Raw genomic sequence first — 19,850 nt, forward strand, 5'->3', positions numbered from 1 at the left:
TTATAAACTTATTCTACGGCAGAGAATAGTCAAGTCCAAAATAGTGTGTAAAAACCTCGGTGGGTTTAACTAGGCTGCTGATGAAACAGCAGCCGTCTGTTCTTTTAAAAATTCATAGTAATCCTGCATATCCAGATATTTTCTGCCGGAAGACCATTTTTCATCCTGTTCCATAAGCAGCGCACCCAGTAAACGGATAACCGATTTTTCGTTGGGATAAATGCGGATCACGCGATCACGACGCCTGATTTCCTCGTTGAGTCGTTCGATACTGTTGGTTGTGCGCAGTCTTTTCCGGTATTTCTCAGGAAGACTCATTACAGCCATCACATCATCAAAACCTTCTTCGAGTATTTCAATCGCTTTTGGTGCTTTGGATTCAAAATGTCTCAGTGTGTCTTTCAGCAGGTTGCGGGCATCTTCAATATTTACTGCATTGTAGATGCGTTTCAGATAGGATTTCAATTCGGACTGCTGATTTTTGGGCGTTTTATCCAGTACATTTCTTGAGAAATGTGTCTGGCATCTCTGCCAGGTGGATCCCTGAAAATGTTTTTTAATCGCATTTACAAGTCCTTTGTGATTATCGGATACTATCAGATCAACGGCTGTCAGACCACGCTCTTTGAGATTTTGAAAAAAATCTCCCCAGCTTGATTCTGTTTCGGTATCATTCAGCTGAAAACCAATTACTTCACGATTGCCATTTTCGTTGACTGCGGTTGCTACCAATAGACCTTTTGACCGGACTCTGCTGTCTTCGCGAACTTTGAGATATAAAGCATCCACAATTATAAATGGATAATGCTTTTCAAGCGTTCGGTTACGAAAACCGTTTACTACCGGATCCAGATTTTCACACAGCTTTGAAACTGTTGATTTTGAAAAGCTCTGGCCACAAAGTTCTTCTGTAATGTTTTCGATTTTGCGGGTTGAAACCCCATTAATGACCATTTCGATCATTGCCAGCATCAGAGCCTGCTCGCTCCGCTGGTAGCGCTGAAACATCGTCGTGCTGAATTCGCCGTTACGATGACGAGGGATCCGCAGGGTGATACCACCGATTCGCGTTGTTAATTCACGATCCCTAAAACCGTTACGGTAAGCTGTCCGATCCTCGCATCGCTCATAGCGTTCAGCACCAAGTTGCTCAGCCGATTGCGCTACAAGCACCTGGTTAAGAATTGTTTCCAGAAGCTTTGAAAAAGCCTCATCCCGGGAATCTTTTGTAAAAAGTCCGTGCAAAAGTTCTGTGTCCAGTGTAATATTTAATTGAGCCATTTGTTCATCTCCTCGATTAGGTATTGGGTGGTACTTTTATTTTAACCGAGGTTTGAGCTCTTGGCTCATTTTCTTTTTACACCATTATACGGACTTTATCCAGAGAATTGAGTTTGAAATGTTGGCAATCTGATTATTATGTGAAAGATAAATGAGTTTTCGATGAGTCAACGGTTACAATCATTTTTTATAAAAAATCCTAAACATTAGTTAACTGATAATTAAATAGTTCTTCTATCATAAAAGAATCCGTCGTATAAACCCGACGGATTCTTTTAATTGACAAATTAGTGGTATTGTTATGCGCCTATCATTGGCAAGTAATAACAAAGCTTTTATTTACAGAAGTATAGATCCAAGTTTATCTGAAAGTTTGGTAATTTTCGGCTTTTAAAACAACCGGTAGCTGAATTGAATCTCCACAGATTACTTCAACTCTGTCTCGGCCTTTATCTTTGGCGTGGTAGAGAGCTTGGTCTGCCAGGTTAATCAGCATTTCATAGGAATTAGAATCGTTAGGTATTAATGAAGCTATTCCAATACTTACAGTTACTATTTCTTTTACAAGTGAAGATACATGGGGAATTGCAAGTTTCTCTATTTCATCAATTAACCGTTCTGCCATATTTAACGTTTCAGCGCAGTCTTCATTTGGGACAATTATGATAAACTCCTCACCGCCGTATCGAAAAACCATATCCGAAGATCTGGTTAGTTTATTACTCAGGCTTTTGCCAATTTTTCTAAGACAGTTATCTCCCTCTATATGACCATAAGTATCATTATAACGTTTAAAATAATCGACATCAATAAATTGTAATGATAGTGGAGAATGGTTCTTTTTGCATATTGACCATTGAGTCTCTATAACTTCATTAAATTTTCGACGATTCCAGACTCCTGTTAATGAATCAATAAATGATAGATTTTTTAGTTCCTGATTGATTCGTTCAAGTTCCGAGTTTTGCAGCTCTATTTTTTTCTTAGAACTGGTGAGTTCTTGTGTTCTTAGCAAAACTACTTCATCAAGATGAATATTGATTTCCTGTAGTTTTTCACTCATATTTGTCTTATATGTTAATGCTTCTGAGAAAACCTTTGCGAGCATAATAGCATTACAGATAACAAATATAAATTGTCCTGTAGAGCTGTTATTATCACTTTGAATTAGAAATTTCAAAAAAGTAGGCCATGTGTCACTATATAAGGGGCTCAAATATAGAATGTCGACTAAACTGGTTGTTATCAACGTAAGGCTGCCTACTACGACCAGCCAATTTTTCTTAAAGTCGCTTCGGACGAGTTTTATTAGGACCCATGTAATATAGAATATCAGAAAAACTGACCATGCCTGATAAATGGGATTGACCATTGCAAAGATAAAGGAAGGCATAAGCAAAACAAATAAAGTAAAAGCAACCCCGATGATAATGGATAATTGAATGATTCTATTATGAATATTACCTGGTAGGATTGAATTTAAGTATACGATGATTAGTGGTATACATAGATAAAAAATGCTGGTTTGGACCGTATGAAAAAATTCAAATGAAAGATTGGGGAATAAAACCTGAAAATAGGCAGTTCCCACAAGCATTGTTCGTATTCCGACCATTATACAAAGGATACCAAAATATAATGAAGAGGGGTCCTTTTTTCTGAAAGCAAATAAGGTTAAATGGTAAATTCCCATCATTAGCAATGCACCAAAGATTAGAAACTCATAAGCAACTTGTCGAGTATAGGCAGCTGAAATAACTGACTGGCTGCCAAGTTGGATACTATACAAAAGCCCGCCACTAGGCCGATAATAGTTTGAAATCTGGATGACAATTTCGTTATCTCCAGATTCTGCTAAAAAAGAAACAACCTGAGGTAGATACTGCGGTTTCATTGAATCACGGGTGACGCCCACTTGTCCAACGGATGAGATTAGAGAGCCGTTTATGTATAAATTATAGGCAGTACGAACCTTTGGAATTCTAAGAGCCATGAGTTGGTTTTCAGAAAGCTTGAAAGTGATGCGGTATGTCGCATAACCATCACCGGAGATTTCATTTTCATTACTACTGTATTTCGTCCAGGAAGATGGGAATTTTTCATACTGGGCAAACTGGTTAGTGTTGAAATCAGAGGGTTCTAATAACTTGTTCCAATAGAATTCCCATTCACCATCGAGGGCAACTACATTTTCATCAAAATTAATTTGACTCAAATCGATTTGCCCCTTACTGATCTGGTTTGCAGAATCTTGAATTTGGCAGCCTGTAAGAAACAGAGAAATCAAAATTAATACAATTATAAAATGTTTTTGTTTCATTAGCACCTCGATGATAATAAGAGAAGTAGAATTCTAAACATATTATTGTATTATATCAAATCTAATTTATGGTATCCATCAATTTTATATAATTTGCTAAAATATATTAATTCGCTTTAGCTCGCTTTCGATAGACCAGTACACCAATAATAGAAAGAACAATAATAACGGAAACTATGATAATAATCATTGTCGTAGTTGAGATTCCCAGGGTATATTCGTCAGCAATATATACCTCAGCTGTTGCAGTGGCTGATTGATATTGATCATTGCCGACAAATCTAACGGTTACTTCCTGTGCACCCTTTTCGCGATCATAGTTTAAGGTGATTTCCGATTGTTGAAAATCAATAGGATTATTTTCAGAATCGACTAGATTAAGATTTAAAGCATCAATGATAGATTCGTCAAGGAGCTGCGAGTTTTTGTCATATGGAACTTCAATAGTATGTGCGCTGAAAACCAGATATGTAGGCTGAGGGTCAATAATTGTGACTGTAACATTTGATTGGCTGGCATTATAGCGATCATTTCCAATATAGCGAACAGTGACAACCTGATCGCCAGACGCGTGGTTAAAGCTTAAATCAATTTCTGATGGTGTAAAAACAATGTTATTTCCTGTGTTATCTACAACTTGCACATTAATTGCATTATACACCTCGCTTGTCATTGTATCTGGATCTTCATTCAAGGCAAGTGTCGATTTTGGCATTGTCAAATTAATAACGGTGTTAGTTTTTTCTGGTTGAGGATTGGGGGCCTGACCAACAATCTGAACATTTGCTGTTGCCTGGCTGGGAAAATAAAGACTGTTGCCGATATACTTGACGGTGACGTCCTGTGTTCCTGTTTCACGATTATAGGAAAGTTGGATATCATTGGTTGTAAAATCAACGGCAATATTATCCTGTGTAACGATCTGAACACTTAAAGCTTGAAAAACAGAGACATCAAGTGCAGAAGAATTGTTTGTGTAATTTACAGATGGAGTATTAAGGTTTAAAATGACTCGAGTTTTTACAAGTGGTGTAATCGAAACAACTGAACTGGCGCTACTCCCATTATATTGGTCGTTTCCGGAATATGTGACCTGAACCGTCTGGTTTCCGACATTTCGGGTATATTCGAGCTTAATTTGATCATCCGAAAAATCAATCTTGTCATATTTTTCATCAACTACCTGAACACTTAATGCTTTTAAGACTGCCGCATCTAAAGTGGCATTATCTGTTGAAAAAGAAACAGCAGGTGGATTGGCAATCAGAACTAGCTGGCTGTTTTGTTTTGTTGGTTCGGTGATAGAAACTGTACCAGTAGCTGAGCTAGGAGCATAATTGTCATTACCCAGATAGTCAACTTTAACAGACTGATTTCCAATTTCCCGATTATAGGTTAGTTGGATATCTTCTTTTGTAAAATCAATTTTATTAGAATTCTGGTCTATCACGACTATACATAAAGCTTCATATACCTCCTGATCTAAATCCTCTTCAGAATCTGTGAATGTTACAGGAGATGGAGAATCTGAAATTGATATTTCAGTTGATGCTGGATCTTCAGCAGCAAAAAGGTTGGGAGAGATAAACAAAAACAATAAAAACATTAGGGATATTTTACGAAAATTCTTCATTTGTATTCCTTTCATCTTACAATTTTAAATAAGCGTTTAGTTTTCGCTAAAGACGCATTAACATAAACGAATTTTAAAAGTATATACCCCAAAAGTATTTATTTACACCTTATAATACAGTTCTTGAAAATTTTAAAAGATAAAAACTAATTTTTACTCGTTTTAGAAATATTGATTCGGGTAATATAATAAAAATAAAATAGAAGGAGAAACTACAATGGAATTTAGAGAATTTACTATTAATAATCGATCTATCAGAGAGTTTGAACCGTATTATCTCAATGAAGAACAACTTCAAAAAATTCAGAATCGTATAAAAGTTTTGAACTCGACGGTCGGCAAAGAGGAGGGATTTTCATTTAATTATTATGAGGATGGAGAGAGTATTTTTAATTTATTGGATGGTGTTGGTGGATATAATGGACTGATGATAAATGCTCCTCATTATATTGGTCTTGTACTCAATGAAGTGAATCATCGAACTGAGTTTTTAGGTGCATTTTATATGCAGGAACTTGTCAAAGATTTATATGACCTTAGAGTTGCCAGCTGTTGGGTTACTGTGATGGATGCTAACGAAGAACAGATGGAAACGCTGCTTCAGGGTAAAAAGGGAACAATTCAGTATCTGCTGGCTTTTGGTGGACCAGATGAGAAAGAGACATTTTTTGAAAAGCACCATGAAGTTATCAATACAGATGAAAAATATGAACAGGATCCTTATGGACTAGCTGTTATTAATACGAAAGAAGCTCGCCGTTCGTTAGTTGAGACCATCTTTTTTGAGGAATGGGGAAGTGTAGCTCCATATTCAGTAATGGAACAGCGGGGTGTATTGGATATTCTGTATTATGTCAGAAATTCACCATCACATATGAATTCACAGCCATGTCGTTTGATCCTCAAGAATGGCTCAGCTGATTTAGCGATTATCCATCCTGAATGCGAGGAAAATTATACTGATGCGGGTGTATCGATGTTTATGCTTCAGGGATTAGCAAGGGAATTAAGTTTTCCAGCCAAATGGGATTATATTGAAGATGAATCAGATAACCCTGAATATAAAGTTGTAGCAAGTATTAGTTTATAAGAGCTGAAAATGATAATTAATAAGTGGCGACTAGTATTGAGAAAAATTTAAAAAATGGTTATGATTATACAGTAGATTTCTAAAAATAAAATGACAATATAGGAGACCAAATGGCAGAGAAAACCAATGTAATGCGTATCCTGGATCAAAAGAAAATCAAGTATAGTCACTATGAATATGATACGAAAGGCGACATCAGTGGAGAAGCAGTAGCTGGCATGTTAAAGCAAAACCCGGCACAGGTTTTTAAAACTCTTGTAACAGTTTCAAAATCGGGAGTTAATTATGTATTCATTATTCCTGTTAATCAGGAGCTGGATTTAAAAAAGGCGGCAAAAGCGGTGGGGGAAAAGTCTGTGGCGATGATAAAATCAAAAGAATTGCTACCCCTCACCGGATATATTCATGGGGGCTGTTCGCCAATTGGTATGAAAAAGTATTTTATAACAACTGTTGATTTGTCTGCAAAAGAATATCAGACGATCTTTTTTAGTGCTGGAAAAATTGGTATTCAAGTTGAATTGAGCCTTGAGAGCCTAAAAAAAGTCATTCGTTTTGAGTTATGTGATCTGGTCGAAAATACCGCATTAAAGGAGATTTTATGAAGAAAAAGGTTTGTCTTTTTATCATTTTAGTTTTGTCATTCCTGTTAACTGGCTGTTTTTCTGAGGAAATCTCAGATGGTGAAATGTATCGGCAATCAGGGATAGACACTTCTATTGCTAGAAGTACAGAAATGGCGCTTGGAGATGATGGCGGTTTGTCGATTGAACGGGTTTCAAGAAATGAAATAGTTAGTATGGGAGATCCAGATACCTGGACTATTTTTGTGTATATGTGCGGAACAGATCTGGAAAGTGATTCAGGTCTTGCAACTACAGATTTACAGGAAATGATGGATGGAACATCCAACAAAAATGTTCGTTATATCGTCCAAACAGGCGGTACTTATTATTGGGATAATAATTTAGTTGATGAATCTATGAATCAACGGTTTCTGATTCAGAACCAGGATATTCAACTGATTGAAGAATCAGATTTGACTAATATGGCCAGTTCAGCAACACTAAGTGATTTTCTCAATTGGGGTGTTGCTAATTATCCGGCAGAAAATATGGGGCTGATTTTTTGGAATCATGGTGGTGGCAGTATTGCTGGAGTCTGCTTTGATGAGTTGAATGAATATGATAGTTTAACTCTGTTAGAGATCGAAAATTCGCTGGCTTCAGTCTATCCTAATATGACCGACTCATTTGAATTTATTGGATTTGATGCCTGCCTGATGGGGACCGTTGAGACGGCTAACATTTTGGCACCCCATGCCCGTTATCTTTACGGTTCGGAAGAATTGGAGCCAGGTGAAGGTTGGGATTATACTGCAATTGGAAATGCCATTGGAGCTGATACTGGTCAGACTGGCGCCCAATTAGGAGTGACAGTAGTTGATTCATTTTATGATAATTGCGTGAAGACAGAAAGCGAATCAGAGGCGACCCTTTCCTGTATCGATCTTTCAAAAATTGATGAGCTGATTTACGCGTTTAATACGGTAGCAGAAAATGTTTATGCAGGGAGCGATGACAGCAACTCTTTATCGGCAATTATAAAAGGTTTCACCTCGGCAGAAAATTACGGAGGGAACAATAAGTCAGAAGGCTATACTAATATGGTGGATCTGGGGGCAATTCTGGAGAATATTTCAGGAACTGTTCCTGGTACAGATCAGGCCCTATCAGCTTTGGATGACTGTGTTGTTTATATGAAAAACGGCAGTAATAAGCCTGATGCTCACGGACTGGCAATTTACTATCCATTATCGATTCAGGGAACTATGGAACTAGGGATTTTTAAAGATATCTGTATCAGTCCATATTATATGACCTTTGTTGATAAAATGGCATATGCAAATGATACAAACGGGATTTTAACAGCTTATAATGATTCGGGTTGGTTGGGTAGTGAATCTCCTTACTGGGGAAGTGGCTATTCAGAAACTATTGATGATTCCTATTGGTCTGGTTATAGCTATGAAGATGTTGAGACCTATAATTTTGATGAAAATAGTTCAGTGGTTACGTTTGCCAGTGAACCAGCACTTAATGAGTATGGAATGTATGCTTTTGCCATTACGCCTAATACGCTGGATTATATTGATGCAGTTTATTGTGATGTCTTTATGGATATGCCTGATGATGAAACGATACTCGAACTAGGCTTGGATGATAATGTTACAGCTGACTGGTATACCGGTGAATTTGAAGATAATTTCAGTGGATACTGGTTCGCTTTACCCGATTGGCAACCGCTTGCTACTTACATTGTGGAACAGGGTGATACTTACAACATTTATACATCGCCGGTCATGGTAAATGGAGAAGACACTAATCTGCGTATTAGACTCGATTTCTATGACGATGGAGACTATGTGATTCAGATTATTGGAACTTGGGATGGGATTGACCCGGAAACTGGACAGTCAGCCCGAGAAATCCAGAAGCTCAAAACGGGTGATGTAATTATTCCCCTGTATGATGCCTATACCTACGATGGTGATTATGATGGTCAATATGTGGGATACGAATATGTATTTGACAACGACCCAATTATTTATGAGGAACTGTTACCAGAAGGTGATTATTACTATTCCTTCCAGATTGACGATATTTTTGGTGGATCACTTTATACTGATTTTGAAGTATTTAATGTTGACGCTTATGGGGAAATCTACTTTTATGAATAATAAAATTAGTTTCAAGACTAAAAGTTGTGAATAATTGGCAAGATTGCGGTCAAACGACTTTGATAGTCACAAATTAAATCAATTTAATGCTGGAAATGATTATAAAATACGTTCTAAGCGATTTATTAGCCGGAAATGATTATTGTTGCGAAACAGAGAACAGGATATCAGCTGTTTATTCTGAAAGTAAGACTTGATCATGACCGGCTTTTTGTCATGAGCGTTAACTTTTCAAACACGCGGGTAAAAGTTTTATAATTAAAAGTTTATAAGAGGAGAGAAAATGAAAGCATTGATGAGAATTACAGAAAAGTTTCATAGTCTATTTACTGCGATTTTTCGTTATCCTCTTGGATTGACATTTTTTTTCTTGGCATCCGTCGTAAACTTTTGGTCGATTGAAAACGAAAGTGATAATCTTTACCTTTTTTTTACATTTCTGATTGGTGCATTTTGGGGCATTGTTATGGAAGCTGTTTGGGAGCGTTTCTTTAAGAAGTTACAATTGAGACTGCTGCTAAATGGTCTGGCTATTATATCTGCATTAGTTTATTATTTTCTTGTAATCAGTCGTTTCAGTTCTAATCCAGAAACTCAAATCCGCACTATCGTAGCAGTCTTTGTACTATTTATGGCTTTTATTTGGATTCCAACTATTCGCAATCCTAAGGAGGACTTTAACCAGCGTTTTATGGCAGTCTTTAAATTATTTTTTTCAACACTGCTATTTTCCGGTGTACTTTTAATTGGAATGTTTTTAATTGTAGCAGCAATAGATATTTTATTGTTTTCGCTACCTGAGACTGTCTATCTGCACATTTTAAATTTGATTGGAATGATCTTCTCACCAATGTTTTTTTTGGCTTCCATTCCATTTTATGATGGAGCATTAAAAGTAAACATTTCAGCAGAAAGGCGGGAATTCTTGCAAGTAAATACCTCAAAAGCTTTTCAAATTCCACGATTCCTGGAAATTCTTCTTTCCTATGTAGTGATACCGTTACTTACTTTATATACATTTATTTTGCTGATTTACATCGCCATCAATGTAAGAGCAGAATTTTGGCAGGACAACCTTCTGGAGCCGATGCTGGTTGGATTCTCGATTACAGTCATTTTTGTCTATTTTCTGGTCAGCCAAATTGAAAATAAATTTACCGTTTTATATCGAAAAGTTTTCCCCATGCTGTTAGTTCCGATTGCAATTTTTCAGATTATTGCTTCCGCATGGAAGATTCAGGATACGGGAATTACGTTTACACGTTATGATGTGATTCTCTATGGTATTTTTGCGGTAATTGCTGGAGTACTTTTTAATATTATGCCAATAAGAAAAAATGGATATGTATGCGCGTTACTAATCATATTTCTGATGATATCCATCATTCCACCATTTGATGCTTTTACTGTCTCAAGAAAAAGCCAAACTAGTCGTCTTGTCTCAGTACTAAATGAAAATCAGATGCTGACAGATGGTATGATTATTCCAAATTCGCAGGTTAACGAAGATGACCAGAGGACGGTCGCTTCGGCGACTGAATACCTATGGTCGATGGGCTATAGTGCTGAGATTGATTTTCTAGGAGAAAATTTTAATTTTTACAGTGACTTTTATGAAATTTTTGGTTTTAATGCGATTGAGAAAAGCGAGGAAGAAAACTTATTTTTAAGTCTTAACCAGGAAGAACCCATCAACATTAATAGCTATGATCAACTTATGATGATCCATATCTATCAGTCACAAAGTTTTGAATTTGAAAAAGACGGAAGAATATACCGTTTAGTTTTGGATTCAGATTTAAGCCCGGGAACACTGAAACTTTATGATAAATCTGGAAATGAGATTCAGATAATTGAGATGATTAAGGTGTTTAAGACTCTTGTAACTGAGGACGATGTTGTAAACAGCAAAAATCTTCTTTCGCCGGAAGAGGTAACAGTTGTTTTTGAAAATGAACAGTCAACTATTTCCTTTATTCCTATTTTTCTTGAAGTTGAAGGAAGTCAAGATGATAGTAACTATTATGGAGATTTTTATGTGCTGGTGAAGGTCAAATAGAATTGTATTCGATGGCGACAGACTTTTAACTAATTAAAAATTTCAGCGACGACACGTATCAAACAATGATACGTGCCGTTTTTACTTATCGGCAAATATTATAAGTTTAAAATAAATGTTTTACAATTGATAAAGTCCGTATAATGGTGTAAAAAGAAAATGAGCCAAGAGCTCAAACCTCGGTTAAAATAAAAGTACCACCCAATACCTAATCGAGGAGATGAACAAATGGCTCAATTAAATATTACACTGGACACAGAACTTTTGCACGGACTTTTTACAAAAGATTCCCGGGATGAGGCTTTTTCAAAGCTTCTGGAAACAATTCTTAACCAGGTGCTTGTAGCGCAATCGGCTGAGCAACTTGGTGCTGAACGCTATGAGCGATGCGAGGATCGGACAGCTTACCGTAACGGTTTTAGGGATCGTGAATTAACAACGCGAATCGGTGGTATCACCCTGCGGATCCCTCGTCATCGTAACGGCGAATTCAGCACGACGATGTTTCAGCGCTACCAGCGGAGCGAGCAGGCTCTGATGCTGGCAATGATCGAAATGGTCATTAATGGGGTTTCAACCCGCAAAATCGAAAACATTACAGAAGAACTTTGTGGCCAGAGCTTTTCAAAATCAACAGTTTCAAAGCTGTGTGAAAATCTGGATCCGGTAGTAAACGGTTTTCGTAACCGAACGCTTGAAAAGCATTATCCATTTATAATTGTGGATGCTTTATATCTCAAAGTTCGCGAAGACAGCAGAGTCCGGTCAAAAGGTCTATTGGTAGCAACCGCAGTCAACGAAAATGGCAATCGTGAAGTAATTGGTTTTCAGCTGAATGATACCGAAACAGAATCAAGCTGGGGAGATTTTTTTCAAAATCTCAAAGAGCGTGGTCTGACAGCCGTTGATCTGATAGTATCCGATAATCACAAAGGACTTGTAAATGCGATTAAAAAACATTTTCAGGGATCCACCTGGCAGAGATGCCAGACACATTTCTCAAGAAATGTACTGGATAAAACGCCCAAAAATCAGCAGTCCGAATTGAAATCCTATCTGAAACGCATCTACAATGCAGTAAATATTGAAGATGCCCGCAACCTGCTGAAAGACACACTGAGACATTTTGAATCCAAAGCACCAAAAGCGATTGAAATACTCGAAGAAGGTTTTGATGATGTGATGGCTGTAATGAGTCTTCCTGAGAAATACCGGAAAAGACTGCGCACAACCAACAGTATCGAACGACTCAACGAGGAAATCAGGCGTCGTGATCGCGTGATCCGCATTTATCCCAACGAAAAATCGGTTATCCGTTTACTGGGTGCGCTGCTTATGGAACAGGATGAAAAATGGTCTTCCGGCAGAAAATATCTGGATATGCAGGATTACTATGAATTTTTAAAAGAACAGACGGCTGCTGTTTCATCAGCAGCCTAGTTAAACCCACCGAGGTTTTTACACACTATTTTGGACTTGACTTTACAATTGAAACGTGATCATTTAGAAAAATTATATGATGATAGAAAGAGGGATGGTTATAACTTTAATAGAGATAAAAAGCTGAAAATGTCACTAAATTGACATAGTATACATGTAATATTAAATTAATCAAAGAAACAAAAAGTGATGTGAAAGGAGAATTATCATGAAAAAGAAGCTATTTGTTTTAATTGTTGTATTTTCGTTGCTACTTGGCACAGCTGGATTTGTGATGGCAGAAGAAAATAGTTATGGAGCTGAAGGGGCTTTAGCAGATCAGGATCTAACGCTCGAAGAAATGCTAATTTATTCAATACAAGATGAGTACATAGCTGAAGCTGAATATAAACAAATCATTAGTACATTTGGTTCTGTGAAACCATATACCAATATTGTCTTGGCTGAAGGTCAACATATTGCAGCACTGGAACCTTTGTTTGAAGCTAATTGTTTTTCGATTCCAATTAATGATGCAACTAATAGAGTTGTGGTTCCTGCATCTTTACCAGACGGCTATCAGGTTGGAGTTTCTGCAGAAATTAACAATATTGCAATGTACGATAAGTTTTTAGCCCAAGATCTTCCTGACGATGTCCGTTCCGTTTTTGAATCACTGAAAGCTGCGTCAGAAAATCACCTGAGTGCTTTCCAAAAGAATCTTGATAGAAGTACAAGCATCCAGACAACTAGTTCCAGCAGAGGAAGACGTTTTTAGTTAATGATTAGAATGAAAAAAAAGCTCCGATTTATATAATAAATCGGGGCTTTCTTAGTCAGACATCACCAAAAACGACGCGAAAATACGTTTCGCGACAATATAAGAATTTGTTTTATTTATGAATAGTGGTTGGGAACAAATCAAATTTCATGATTGCTAAATAAATGAAATGATCATATAATTATACAAGTCCAATTCCATTTATATTTGCTGAAGGAGAAAAAATGGTTGATTATTTAGTAGTTTTTAGTGGACTTTTTACGCTGATATCTCTTGCTGAAATAAAAGGTTCAATATTGAGACTTGAGAAAGGCATCAAATGGTCAAATATGTTTGTCGCAATCGGATTTTTTTTGATCTGTTTATCACAAAGTAGTTTTTTGCTGGATTTTGTGTTAGCTAACTATTTCTTCGGTCTGATTACCTTGATTTTTAATTTTGGAATAGTTTTTTTTATTTTAGGTTTATTTGTTCTGTTTATCTTCATGATGAATGACTATTTTTATAAATATTCACCTTATGTGTTTATCATTGGATTAAGTTTAATCCTTATCTATTTTCAGGTTATGCTAGCATTTTAATCGTTTTTTAAACTACTGGAGGCAGTTTTTGCTTCCGGTTTTTTTTGAAATGAAACACCCTTTGTGTAAAAGGGATTTCAAACATGTTTATTGTTCATATTTCTTTTTCAGAAGTGTAAGTAGTTTTTTATAGCCTAAATCTGCTCCCAAGATGTATTTATTACTTTCAAAGTCAATAAATGGTCGGCTTTTTTCTAATAAGAGATGTTCCATTTTCAATGCTTCTTCTTTTGACTGAAGACGATCTGAAGGATCGTAGTCATCAACGCTATTAAGATGCAAAAAAACGCCGATTGACTGATATTGAGTGGCGACATCACGTATTAAGTTTTCCAGTGATTCGGCAATAAAAGAATTTGTATTATAATAAATTGAATTTTCGATAGGGGAATCAGTAATGATAATGTCAACTTTTCCCATGAGTCTAAAAATTCGAAAATGCTGATTTCCGAAAATATAAAGCTGATCAGCCAGGGCTACAGTGTTATTTTCATAAACCAGATCTTTGGCATATTCAGTGACCAATTCGCAGCGATATCCATCCTGCTTAAATCTGGAAAATAGATAGGCGGCACTCGTACTTTTTCCAGCGCAGGGTGCTCCAAACAAATTGATAATAACAGTATTTCTTTTCATAAAGCTCCTTCAAAAATCTAGAATATAAAATCATTCAAACATAAATATTTTATTTTCGTATTTATTTTTCGATATCGTAATAAGATTATTATCAAGAAAAATTATGGATAATTTGAAAATCATACAAATGCAAATTAATTATAAATAATGTTTCGCGTTCTAGTTGCCAGCTCATTAGCAATGGTATGTTTATTTACGAAAATACAAACGTAAAACGATATATGTAAACGATAAAAACATCAATATGTATTAATTTACTAAAATGTATTGACAATATGGGCATAGTCTCTTATACTATCATTAAATTAAGCATGCTTAATCAAAAGTCATTATTAAACATTGAAGAATTTAGACAAATTCCAGGAGGTGATTAAAAAAACGTTTTCAAAGCATTTGCTAAATGCAAAACCAATTCGGCAATTATTTTTTTAGAAAGCCATCATGGGCAACCTTAAAAAACAAGACAGAAATCATTTGGTCATTATTATTACTGCCATTGCAGTGGCAGCTGACCGATCCCTGTCCCGTTCGCATTACTATTATACTTCATTTTTGATCAATTTTCCAGCTACTAACGAACACAAGTGATTTAATAGTAAATGTTATCTTCTTGCCGATAAATATTTTTCAATAGACCTTTGCCAATTGATTTTACTTTGAAAAATTTTATGAATGGAGAAAACACATGGATAACAGAGTATCAAAATTAAATGTCACCCGTCAGACGATGTACGGTTTTTCATCATCTTTGGCTGTGGCGCTTCAAATGACTTATATTACAATTTTTATGACTGATGGATTACTCATCCCTGCAGCAGTGATGGGAACAGTTTTACTTGCGGGTCGAGTCATCGATTTTATAATCGCTGTCATTGCCGGAGGTCTAATTGAACGGATAAAAATGCCCTGGGGTAAATATCGTTCATGGCTACTGGTTTTCAGATGGGTGATTTTAGCAGGTAATATTCTGATTTTTGTAAATACCGCTAACTTAGCTTTACCGATTCGTTTAGGAATTGTTTTAATCGGATATGTATTAATGAACGCATCGATGACTTTCCTCTCGACTGCGCAATTCGGTTCTTTAGCAACAATGTCCGGAACCAATATGGATGACCGAAATCTCATCGCCCGACGTTATGCTCAAGGGCTTGCTGCTGGCGGTATCGTAACAGCTATGGCAATTATTCCTTTGCTTACTTATTTCGGAGAAGTCATTGGGCCAACAAATGCTTACCTTTTAGTTGCTGTCGCTTTTACGCTCCCATTTTTCCTGGGCATTGGTTCTTTAGCCAAGGGTGTCAAAGAGTACGAAATCGGAGAGAAAGCTATTGTTGCACCACCGGGACCTAAAGTTACCGTTAAGGATATGATTCAGTCAGTAGTTACTAATTCACAGCTTGTAGTTCTGATTATCGTATTCTCATGTGTTTATACTGGTATGTTTCTTTTAAATGGCGTTATGGCATATTATTTTACTTATGTATTAGGTGACTTTATGTTAATGACGATCACTTTAACAGTTAATACATTATTTGGCTTTATTGCCAGTGTATTTATTCCAAGAATTGGTTTAAAGCTTGGTAAAAAGCGCGCTATGGTGGTTGGTTTAGGTATTTACGGGATAATGTCCTGTATGATCACTTTCTTTGCGGCAGAATCATTTCCTATTTATATCGCAATTTCAGTTGTCAATATCATGGCGATGTATCTGTTTAACAGTTTTGGTGTCAACTATATGCTTGATGCAGGTGAATATGGTTTCTATACAACCAAAAAAGATAATCGGGCTGTTGCCATGTCAATGTTTAACCTCCCTATTAAAATCGGTTTAGCACTTGGAGGAGCTATTGGTGCATTCGGTTTAGCATGGGCTGGTTACGAAGTTGGGGCTGAAATTAGTCCTGATTTTATCAGTAAATTTATGATTATTTTGGGGATCGCTCCTGGAGCTATTGCTTTATTCGGTGCAGTAGTTATGTTCTTTGGTTATAAGATTTCAGACGAAGATGCAGCAATGTATGCGGCTGAAAATGCTAAAGCAATGGGTATGCCAATTCCTGGCGCACCGGAAGGACCTGATGTTCCCGGAGAAGAAGAAACTGTAGTCGTTACACAATAATATAAGAGGCGTAATGCCTCTTTTTATTATATAAAGAAAAGTGAATTTTGTTACTACTGATCGTCTTGCTCCAATTGTGATAGGGGATTATTATTCATTGTTTCTCTTAACACTTCTTCGTTAGTATGGGTATAAATCTGGGTAGTTGATACATTTTCGTGACCAAGTATTTCCTGGACCGATCTGATATCGGCATTACCGTAACGAAACATGAGGGTAGCTGCCGTGTGGCGCAATTTATGAACGCTAATTTCATCAGCATTGAGGCCGCACTCCAGCAAATGTTTTTTAACCATGTGCTGCACTGCCCGATTACTGATCGGTCCATTTTTTTGGCTGAGGAAGAGATAGGGTGAATCAGACTCTGGCCGTATAACCAGATAAGCATTTATAGCTTTAAGACAGGCGTGGTTTAAAAAGACTGTACGTTCTTTATTGCCCTTACCAATAATTTTTAAGGTGTCATTTTTTATATTGGTCATTTTAATCTGGGTTAGCTCAGATAAACGCATTCCGCAGTTTAAAAAGAGGGTAATAATCGCAAAATCACGCTCTTTATGTCGTCCTTTAATTCCTTTTAGCAGATCTACTGCCTCATCCCATTCGAGATATTTTGCATGTCGGGCAGGAAGTTTAGGCATTTCCAGATCAATAACTGGGTTAGGACCAAAGTATTTTTGCTTATTACATAGATAATTGAAAAACGAGCGTAGGGAAGAGACTTTTCGACTTCTGGCATAATCTGAATTATTACGCTCTTTACTGACATATGACAAAAATGCGTATAGGATGCCTAAGTTAATTTCCATTAAGTCATCCAAAGAGACATCATTGATCTGAATCTGATCAAAATCCTGAGATTGTGGAACCATAGCAAAATAGCGTTTGATGAACCGAAAAAAAATAATCAGATCATATTCATAAGCTTTAGCTGATTTTTCTGAATAACCTTTGATGGTCAGTAGATAATTTAAAAATTCATCGATTATCGGATTTTGGAATTTAACTAAGTTTTCTTTTTGAACCATTGTTGACCTCATAAGTTTGGATTTGATTTTGTGTTACAAAAGTGACTTTTACCATATTATAACAAAAAATGCAATAAATGTCACGAAACTTACATTTCGTGACATTATATTTTATGTGTTTTAAGTGTTTGAATTATACTCACTACTTTTATCGTTAAAGATAAATTAGGTCCCTTTAATTAGTGACTGAACAATTTACGCTAAAAGCAGTTATACATAAAATGGCAAATATTTTTCTCGATGTTTTGAATTATTTCATTTATACTTTTCTAGCTTAAATATTTTTATAAATCCTAATTTGAATCGTATCGTTTATAGACGGTAATTCACATATTATTTGAAAATTATCCCTTATTTACGTAATAATTTTACTCAGAATAAAATTACATGCGGCATCTGAACCACCGGCTGTCCTAAAACTTTTTCCAATTTTTTCTGCATTTTCTCGATAAGTCTGTTGATTGATGATTTGGTTAACTGCATCTCTAATATCATTTGGGTCACTTCTTTTAAGTCTAATACCAGCACCTAGTTTTTCAGTTTGGCTGGCTACTATTCCCTGTTCGCTGTGCTGTGGGAAAAGAACCATTGGAACCCCCCAATAAAGGCTTTCACTAACGCTGTTCATACCAGAATGTGTTAAAAAACAATCGGTATCCTTTAATACTTCAATTTGATTAACTCTACCTTGTATTTTAAAATTTTCCTGTAGTGTTTCTAATTGTTTTAGATCAGTTTTTTCACCAACTGACATAATTACATCAAAATTAGAATCTTTTAAGGCTTCAATGCATTGCTGATAAAATTTATCGTTCTGATTTAGTACTGTTCCAAGTGAAATATAGATTAGTTTTCGAGATTTTTTTTTCCGGCAGTTGTTTAAAGGTTCGAATAGAGAAGGTCCAACAAATGCGAATCTGTCTGAGAAGGTGTCAGACATTGGTTGAAAAAGTTTTGATGTATAGACAATCGTATTGGTATTATTATCGTTTTGAATGATATCAACAAAACTATTGATTTCGTAGCCAAGTTTATTTAGCCTTCTAATTGAATGACTAATTCTAGGCATTCCCAGAAACATTCTAAAGATTTCCTTTATGCCTGGTTTCATCATTTTTGCCGAATACATATTAAAAGCAAATGTCGTTGTTGAACTGATATATAGGATATTTAGTTTTCGTGCAAACAGTTTTCCCCAGAAACAGACAGAGTCTGAGACAATACAATCAGGACTAATAGCGTTAATTTGATTAAGAACTTCATTTTCCATATTAATGGTAGTATCGGTAACCATTTTAATTAAAGCAGAAAAATCTTTACCAGCTTTTTTATCCAACTCATCTTGGTTGGCTTGTGGTAAAAATACGTCACATCCGACAAAAAAGGCCCCAGCAGATTCTATTTTTTCGCGAAACATTTCAAAAGAAAAGTAGGTAACCTCACATCCGGATTTAACCAGAGCTTTAACGACTGGAATTGTTGGATTGGTATGACCATGCGCAGGAATATTAAAAAAAACAATTTTATTCATCGCAGTCCCTCCCCGCCTTTTCGATCATTTTTGCAAAATTTAGAAATCTATTAGCTTTGATTATTGCAATCCCCTGAGAATCGTCATCACCTAGAATTACTAATTTATCGTCAGCTGAAAACTGGTATAATTCACAGGCATTTTTGGGTAAAATCAGTTCTCTGTTTTCATTCATTTTTATAACCCCAAAAAAATGTTTGCCTTTAGGTGCTAAAGACAACAGACTATCTTCGTCATGATCATAACACAATGCTTCCAGCGAAATCTCAAATATATCTGATAAAATATGACATTGGTAGATATCTGGAACGGATACGCCATTTTCCCATTTTGCAATTGTTTGCCTAGAAACATCGACCTTTTCAGCCAGTTTTTCCTGTGACCAGTTTTTGCTTTTTCTTAAGATACGAATATTTTTATCGATCAAATTTTTCCTCATTTCGTTGCTAGCGCTTATACTAAAAATATTTTGGTTAATAAGTGAAGCATTAAATAATATGTTTTATAGATCTCTATATAATCAGTTTATTTCAGATAGACAGTTTTTAATAAATTTCTTATAAAATAAGTATAACCGAAAATATCGGATTGTCTATCAACCATTTGAAGCAATTTTTGTTAAAAATTAT

The 19,850-nt window shown here is 36.0% G+C and carries 15 protein-coding genes; 8 read left to right on the forward strand and 7 right to left on the reverse strand.

Going from position 1 to position 19,850, the window contains the following annotated elements:
* Positions 1-69 precede the first annotated feature (69 nt).
* From Q5O24_06345 to Q5O24_06355, 3 genes are all read right to left on the reverse strand, one after another.
* Complete coding sequence (locus tag Q5O24_06345; protein ID WKY48932.1) at positions 70-1,281, reverse strand: IS256 family transposase; 1,212 nt, start codon at positions 1,279-1,281, stop codon at positions 70-72.
* Positions 1,282-1,642: 361 nt separating this feature from the next.
* Positions 1,643-3,496: a diguanylate cyclase gene (locus tag Q5O24_06350; protein ID WKY48933.1), complete on the reverse strand. Its 1,854-nt coding sequence runs from the start codon at positions 3,494-3,496 to the stop codon at positions 1,643-1,645.
* A 211-nt stretch (positions 3,497-3,707) separates the two neighbouring features.
* Entirely contained in the window at positions 3,708-5,234 is a 1,527-nt protein-coding gene (locus tag Q5O24_06355) for a hypothetical protein (protein WKY48934.1), read from the reverse strand.
* A gap of 217 nt (positions 5,235-5,451) precedes the next feature.
* Between Q5O24_06355 and Q5O24_06360 the strand changes: the two genes are divergently transcribed.
* The 7 genes from Q5O24_06360 to Q5O24_06390 all read left to right on the forward strand — a co-directional run bounded on the left by Q5O24_06360 (position 5,452) and on the right by Q5O24_06390 (position 13,904).
* Positions 5,452-6,324, forward strand: a complete 873-nt coding sequence (locus tag Q5O24_06360; GenBank protein ID WKY48935.1) for a nitroreductase family protein — start codon at positions 5,452-5,454, stop codon at positions 6,322-6,324.
* Between the two features lie 110 nt (positions 6,325-6,434).
* The gene (ybaK, locus tag Q5O24_06365; protein WKY48936.1) at positions 6,435-6,929 is read left to right on the forward strand and encodes a Cys-tRNA(Pro) deacylase; all 495 of its coding nucleotides are present in this window, start codon (positions 6,435-6,437) and stop codon (positions 6,927-6,929) included.
* The gene (locus Q5O24_06370) at positions 6,926-9,064 is read left to right on the forward strand and encodes a clostripain-related cysteine peptidase (protein WKY48937.1); all 2,139 of its coding nucleotides are present in this window, start codon (positions 6,926-6,928) and stop codon (positions 9,062-9,064) included. The genes ybaK and Q5O24_06370 overlap by 4 nt, the downstream gene beginning before the upstream one ends.
* Before the next feature lie 283 nt (positions 9,065-9,347).
* Positions 9,348-11,123, forward strand: coding sequence for a DUF4153 domain-containing protein (locus Q5O24_06375; protein WKY48938.1), 1,776 nt, complete (start codon positions 9,348-9,350; stop codon positions 11,121-11,123).
* A gap of 228 nt (positions 11,124-11,351) precedes the next feature.
* A complete protein-coding gene (locus Q5O24_06380; GenBank protein WKY48939.1) occupies positions 11,352-12,563 on the forward strand; it encodes an IS256 family transposase in 1,212 nt (403 codons plus the stop codon).
* A gap of 208 nt (positions 12,564-12,771) precedes the next feature.
* Complete coding sequence (locus Q5O24_06385) at positions 12,772-13,320, forward strand: hypothetical protein (protein WKY48940.1); 549 nt, start codon at positions 12,772-12,774, stop codon at positions 13,318-13,320.
* 227 nt (positions 13,321-13,547) lie between these two features.
* On the forward strand, positions 13,548-13,904 hold the full coding sequence (locus Q5O24_06390) for a hypothetical protein (protein ID WKY48941.1): 357 nt from the start codon (positions 13,548-13,550) through the stop codon (positions 13,902-13,904).
* Between the two features lie 87 nt (positions 13,905-13,991).
* On the opposite strand, the gene Q5O24_06395 is transcribed toward Q5O24_06390, so the two are convergent.
* Positions 13,992-14,540, reverse strand: a complete 549-nt coding sequence (locus tag Q5O24_06395) for an AAA family ATPase (protein WKY48942.1) — start codon at positions 14,538-14,540, stop codon at positions 13,992-13,994.
* Positions 14,541-15,225: 685 nt separating this feature from the next.
* Between Q5O24_06395 and Q5O24_06400 the strand changes: the two genes are divergently transcribed.
* The gene (locus Q5O24_06400; GenBank protein WKY48943.1) at positions 15,226-16,662 is read left to right on the forward strand and encodes an MFS transporter; all 1,437 of its coding nucleotides are present in this window, start codon (positions 15,226-15,228) and stop codon (positions 16,660-16,662) included.
* A gap of 53 nt (positions 16,663-16,715) precedes the next feature.
* On the opposite strand, the gene Q5O24_06405 is transcribed toward Q5O24_06400, so the two are convergent.
* From Q5O24_06405 to Q5O24_06415, 3 genes are all read right to left on the reverse strand, one after another.
* Entirely contained in the window at positions 16,716-17,690 is a 975-nt protein-coding gene (locus tag Q5O24_06405; protein WKY48944.1) for a tyrosine recombinase XerC, read from the reverse strand.
* A gap of 355 nt (positions 17,691-18,045) precedes the next feature.
* A complete protein-coding gene (locus Q5O24_06410) occupies positions 18,046-19,221 on the reverse strand; it encodes a glycosyltransferase (GenBank protein WKY48945.1) in 1,176 nt (391 codons plus the stop codon).
* Positions 19,214-19,648, reverse strand: a complete 435-nt coding sequence (locus Q5O24_06415) for a helix-turn-helix transcriptional regulator (protein ID WKY48946.1) — start codon at positions 19,646-19,648, stop codon at positions 19,214-19,216. The genes Q5O24_06410 and Q5O24_06415 overlap by 8 nt, the downstream gene beginning before the upstream one ends.
* Between the last annotated feature and the right edge of the window lie 202 nt (positions 19,649-19,850).

The organism is Eubacteriaceae bacterium ES3, from assembly GCA_030586155.1.
GTDB lineage: Bacteria > Bacillota > Clostridia > Eubacteriales > Eubacteriaceae > Acetobacterium.

Bases quoted from the DNA above. Each gene is read 5' to 3' on its own strand.
- Q5O24_06345 (WKY48932.1), bottom strand. From the start codon at position 1,281: ATGGCTCAATTAAATATTACACTGGACACAGAACTTTTGCACGGACTT.
- Q5O24_06355 (WKY48934.1), bottom strand. From the start codon at position 5,234: ATGAAGAATTTTCGTAAAATATCCCTAATGTTTTTATTGTTTTTGTTT.
- Q5O24_06360 (WKY48935.1), top strand. From the start codon at position 5,452: ATGGAATTTAGAGAATTTACTATTAATAATCGATCTATCAGAGAGTTT.
- ybaK (WKY48936.1), top strand. From the start codon at position 6,435: ATGGCAGAGAAAACCAATGTAATGCGTATCCTGGATCAAAAGAAAATC.
- Q5O24_06370 (WKY48937.1), top strand. From the start codon at position 6,926: ATGAAGAAAAAGGTTTGTCTTTTTATCATTTTAGTTTTGTCATTCCTG.
- Q5O24_06375 (WKY48938.1), top strand. From the start codon at position 9,348: ATGAAAGCATTGATGAGAATTACAGAAAAGTTTCATAGTCTATTTACT.
- Q5O24_06380 (WKY48939.1), top strand. From the start codon at position 11,352: ATGGCTCAATTAAATATTACACTGGACACAGAACTTTTGCACGGACTT.
- Q5O24_06385 (WKY48940.1), top strand. From the start codon at position 12,772: ATGAAAAAGAAGCTATTTGTTTTAATTGTTGTATTTTCGTTGCTACTT.
- Q5O24_06390 (WKY48941.1), top strand. From the start codon at position 13,548: ATGGTTGATTATTTAGTAGTTTTTAGTGGACTTTTTACGCTGATATCT.
- Q5O24_06395 (WKY48942.1), bottom strand. From the start codon at position 14,540: ATGAAAAGAAATACTGTTATTATCAATTTGTTTGGAGCACCCTGCGCT.
- Q5O24_06400 (WKY48943.1), top strand. From the start codon at position 15,226: ATGGATAACAGAGTATCAAAATTAAATGTCACCCGTCAGACGATGTAC.
- Q5O24_06405 (WKY48944.1), bottom strand. From the start codon at position 17,690: ATGGTTCAAAAAGAAAACTTAGTTAAATTCCAAAATCCGATAATCGAT.
- Q5O24_06410 (WKY48945.1), bottom strand. From the start codon at position 19,221: ATGAATAAAATTGTTTTTTTTAATATTCCTGCGCATGGTCATACCAAT.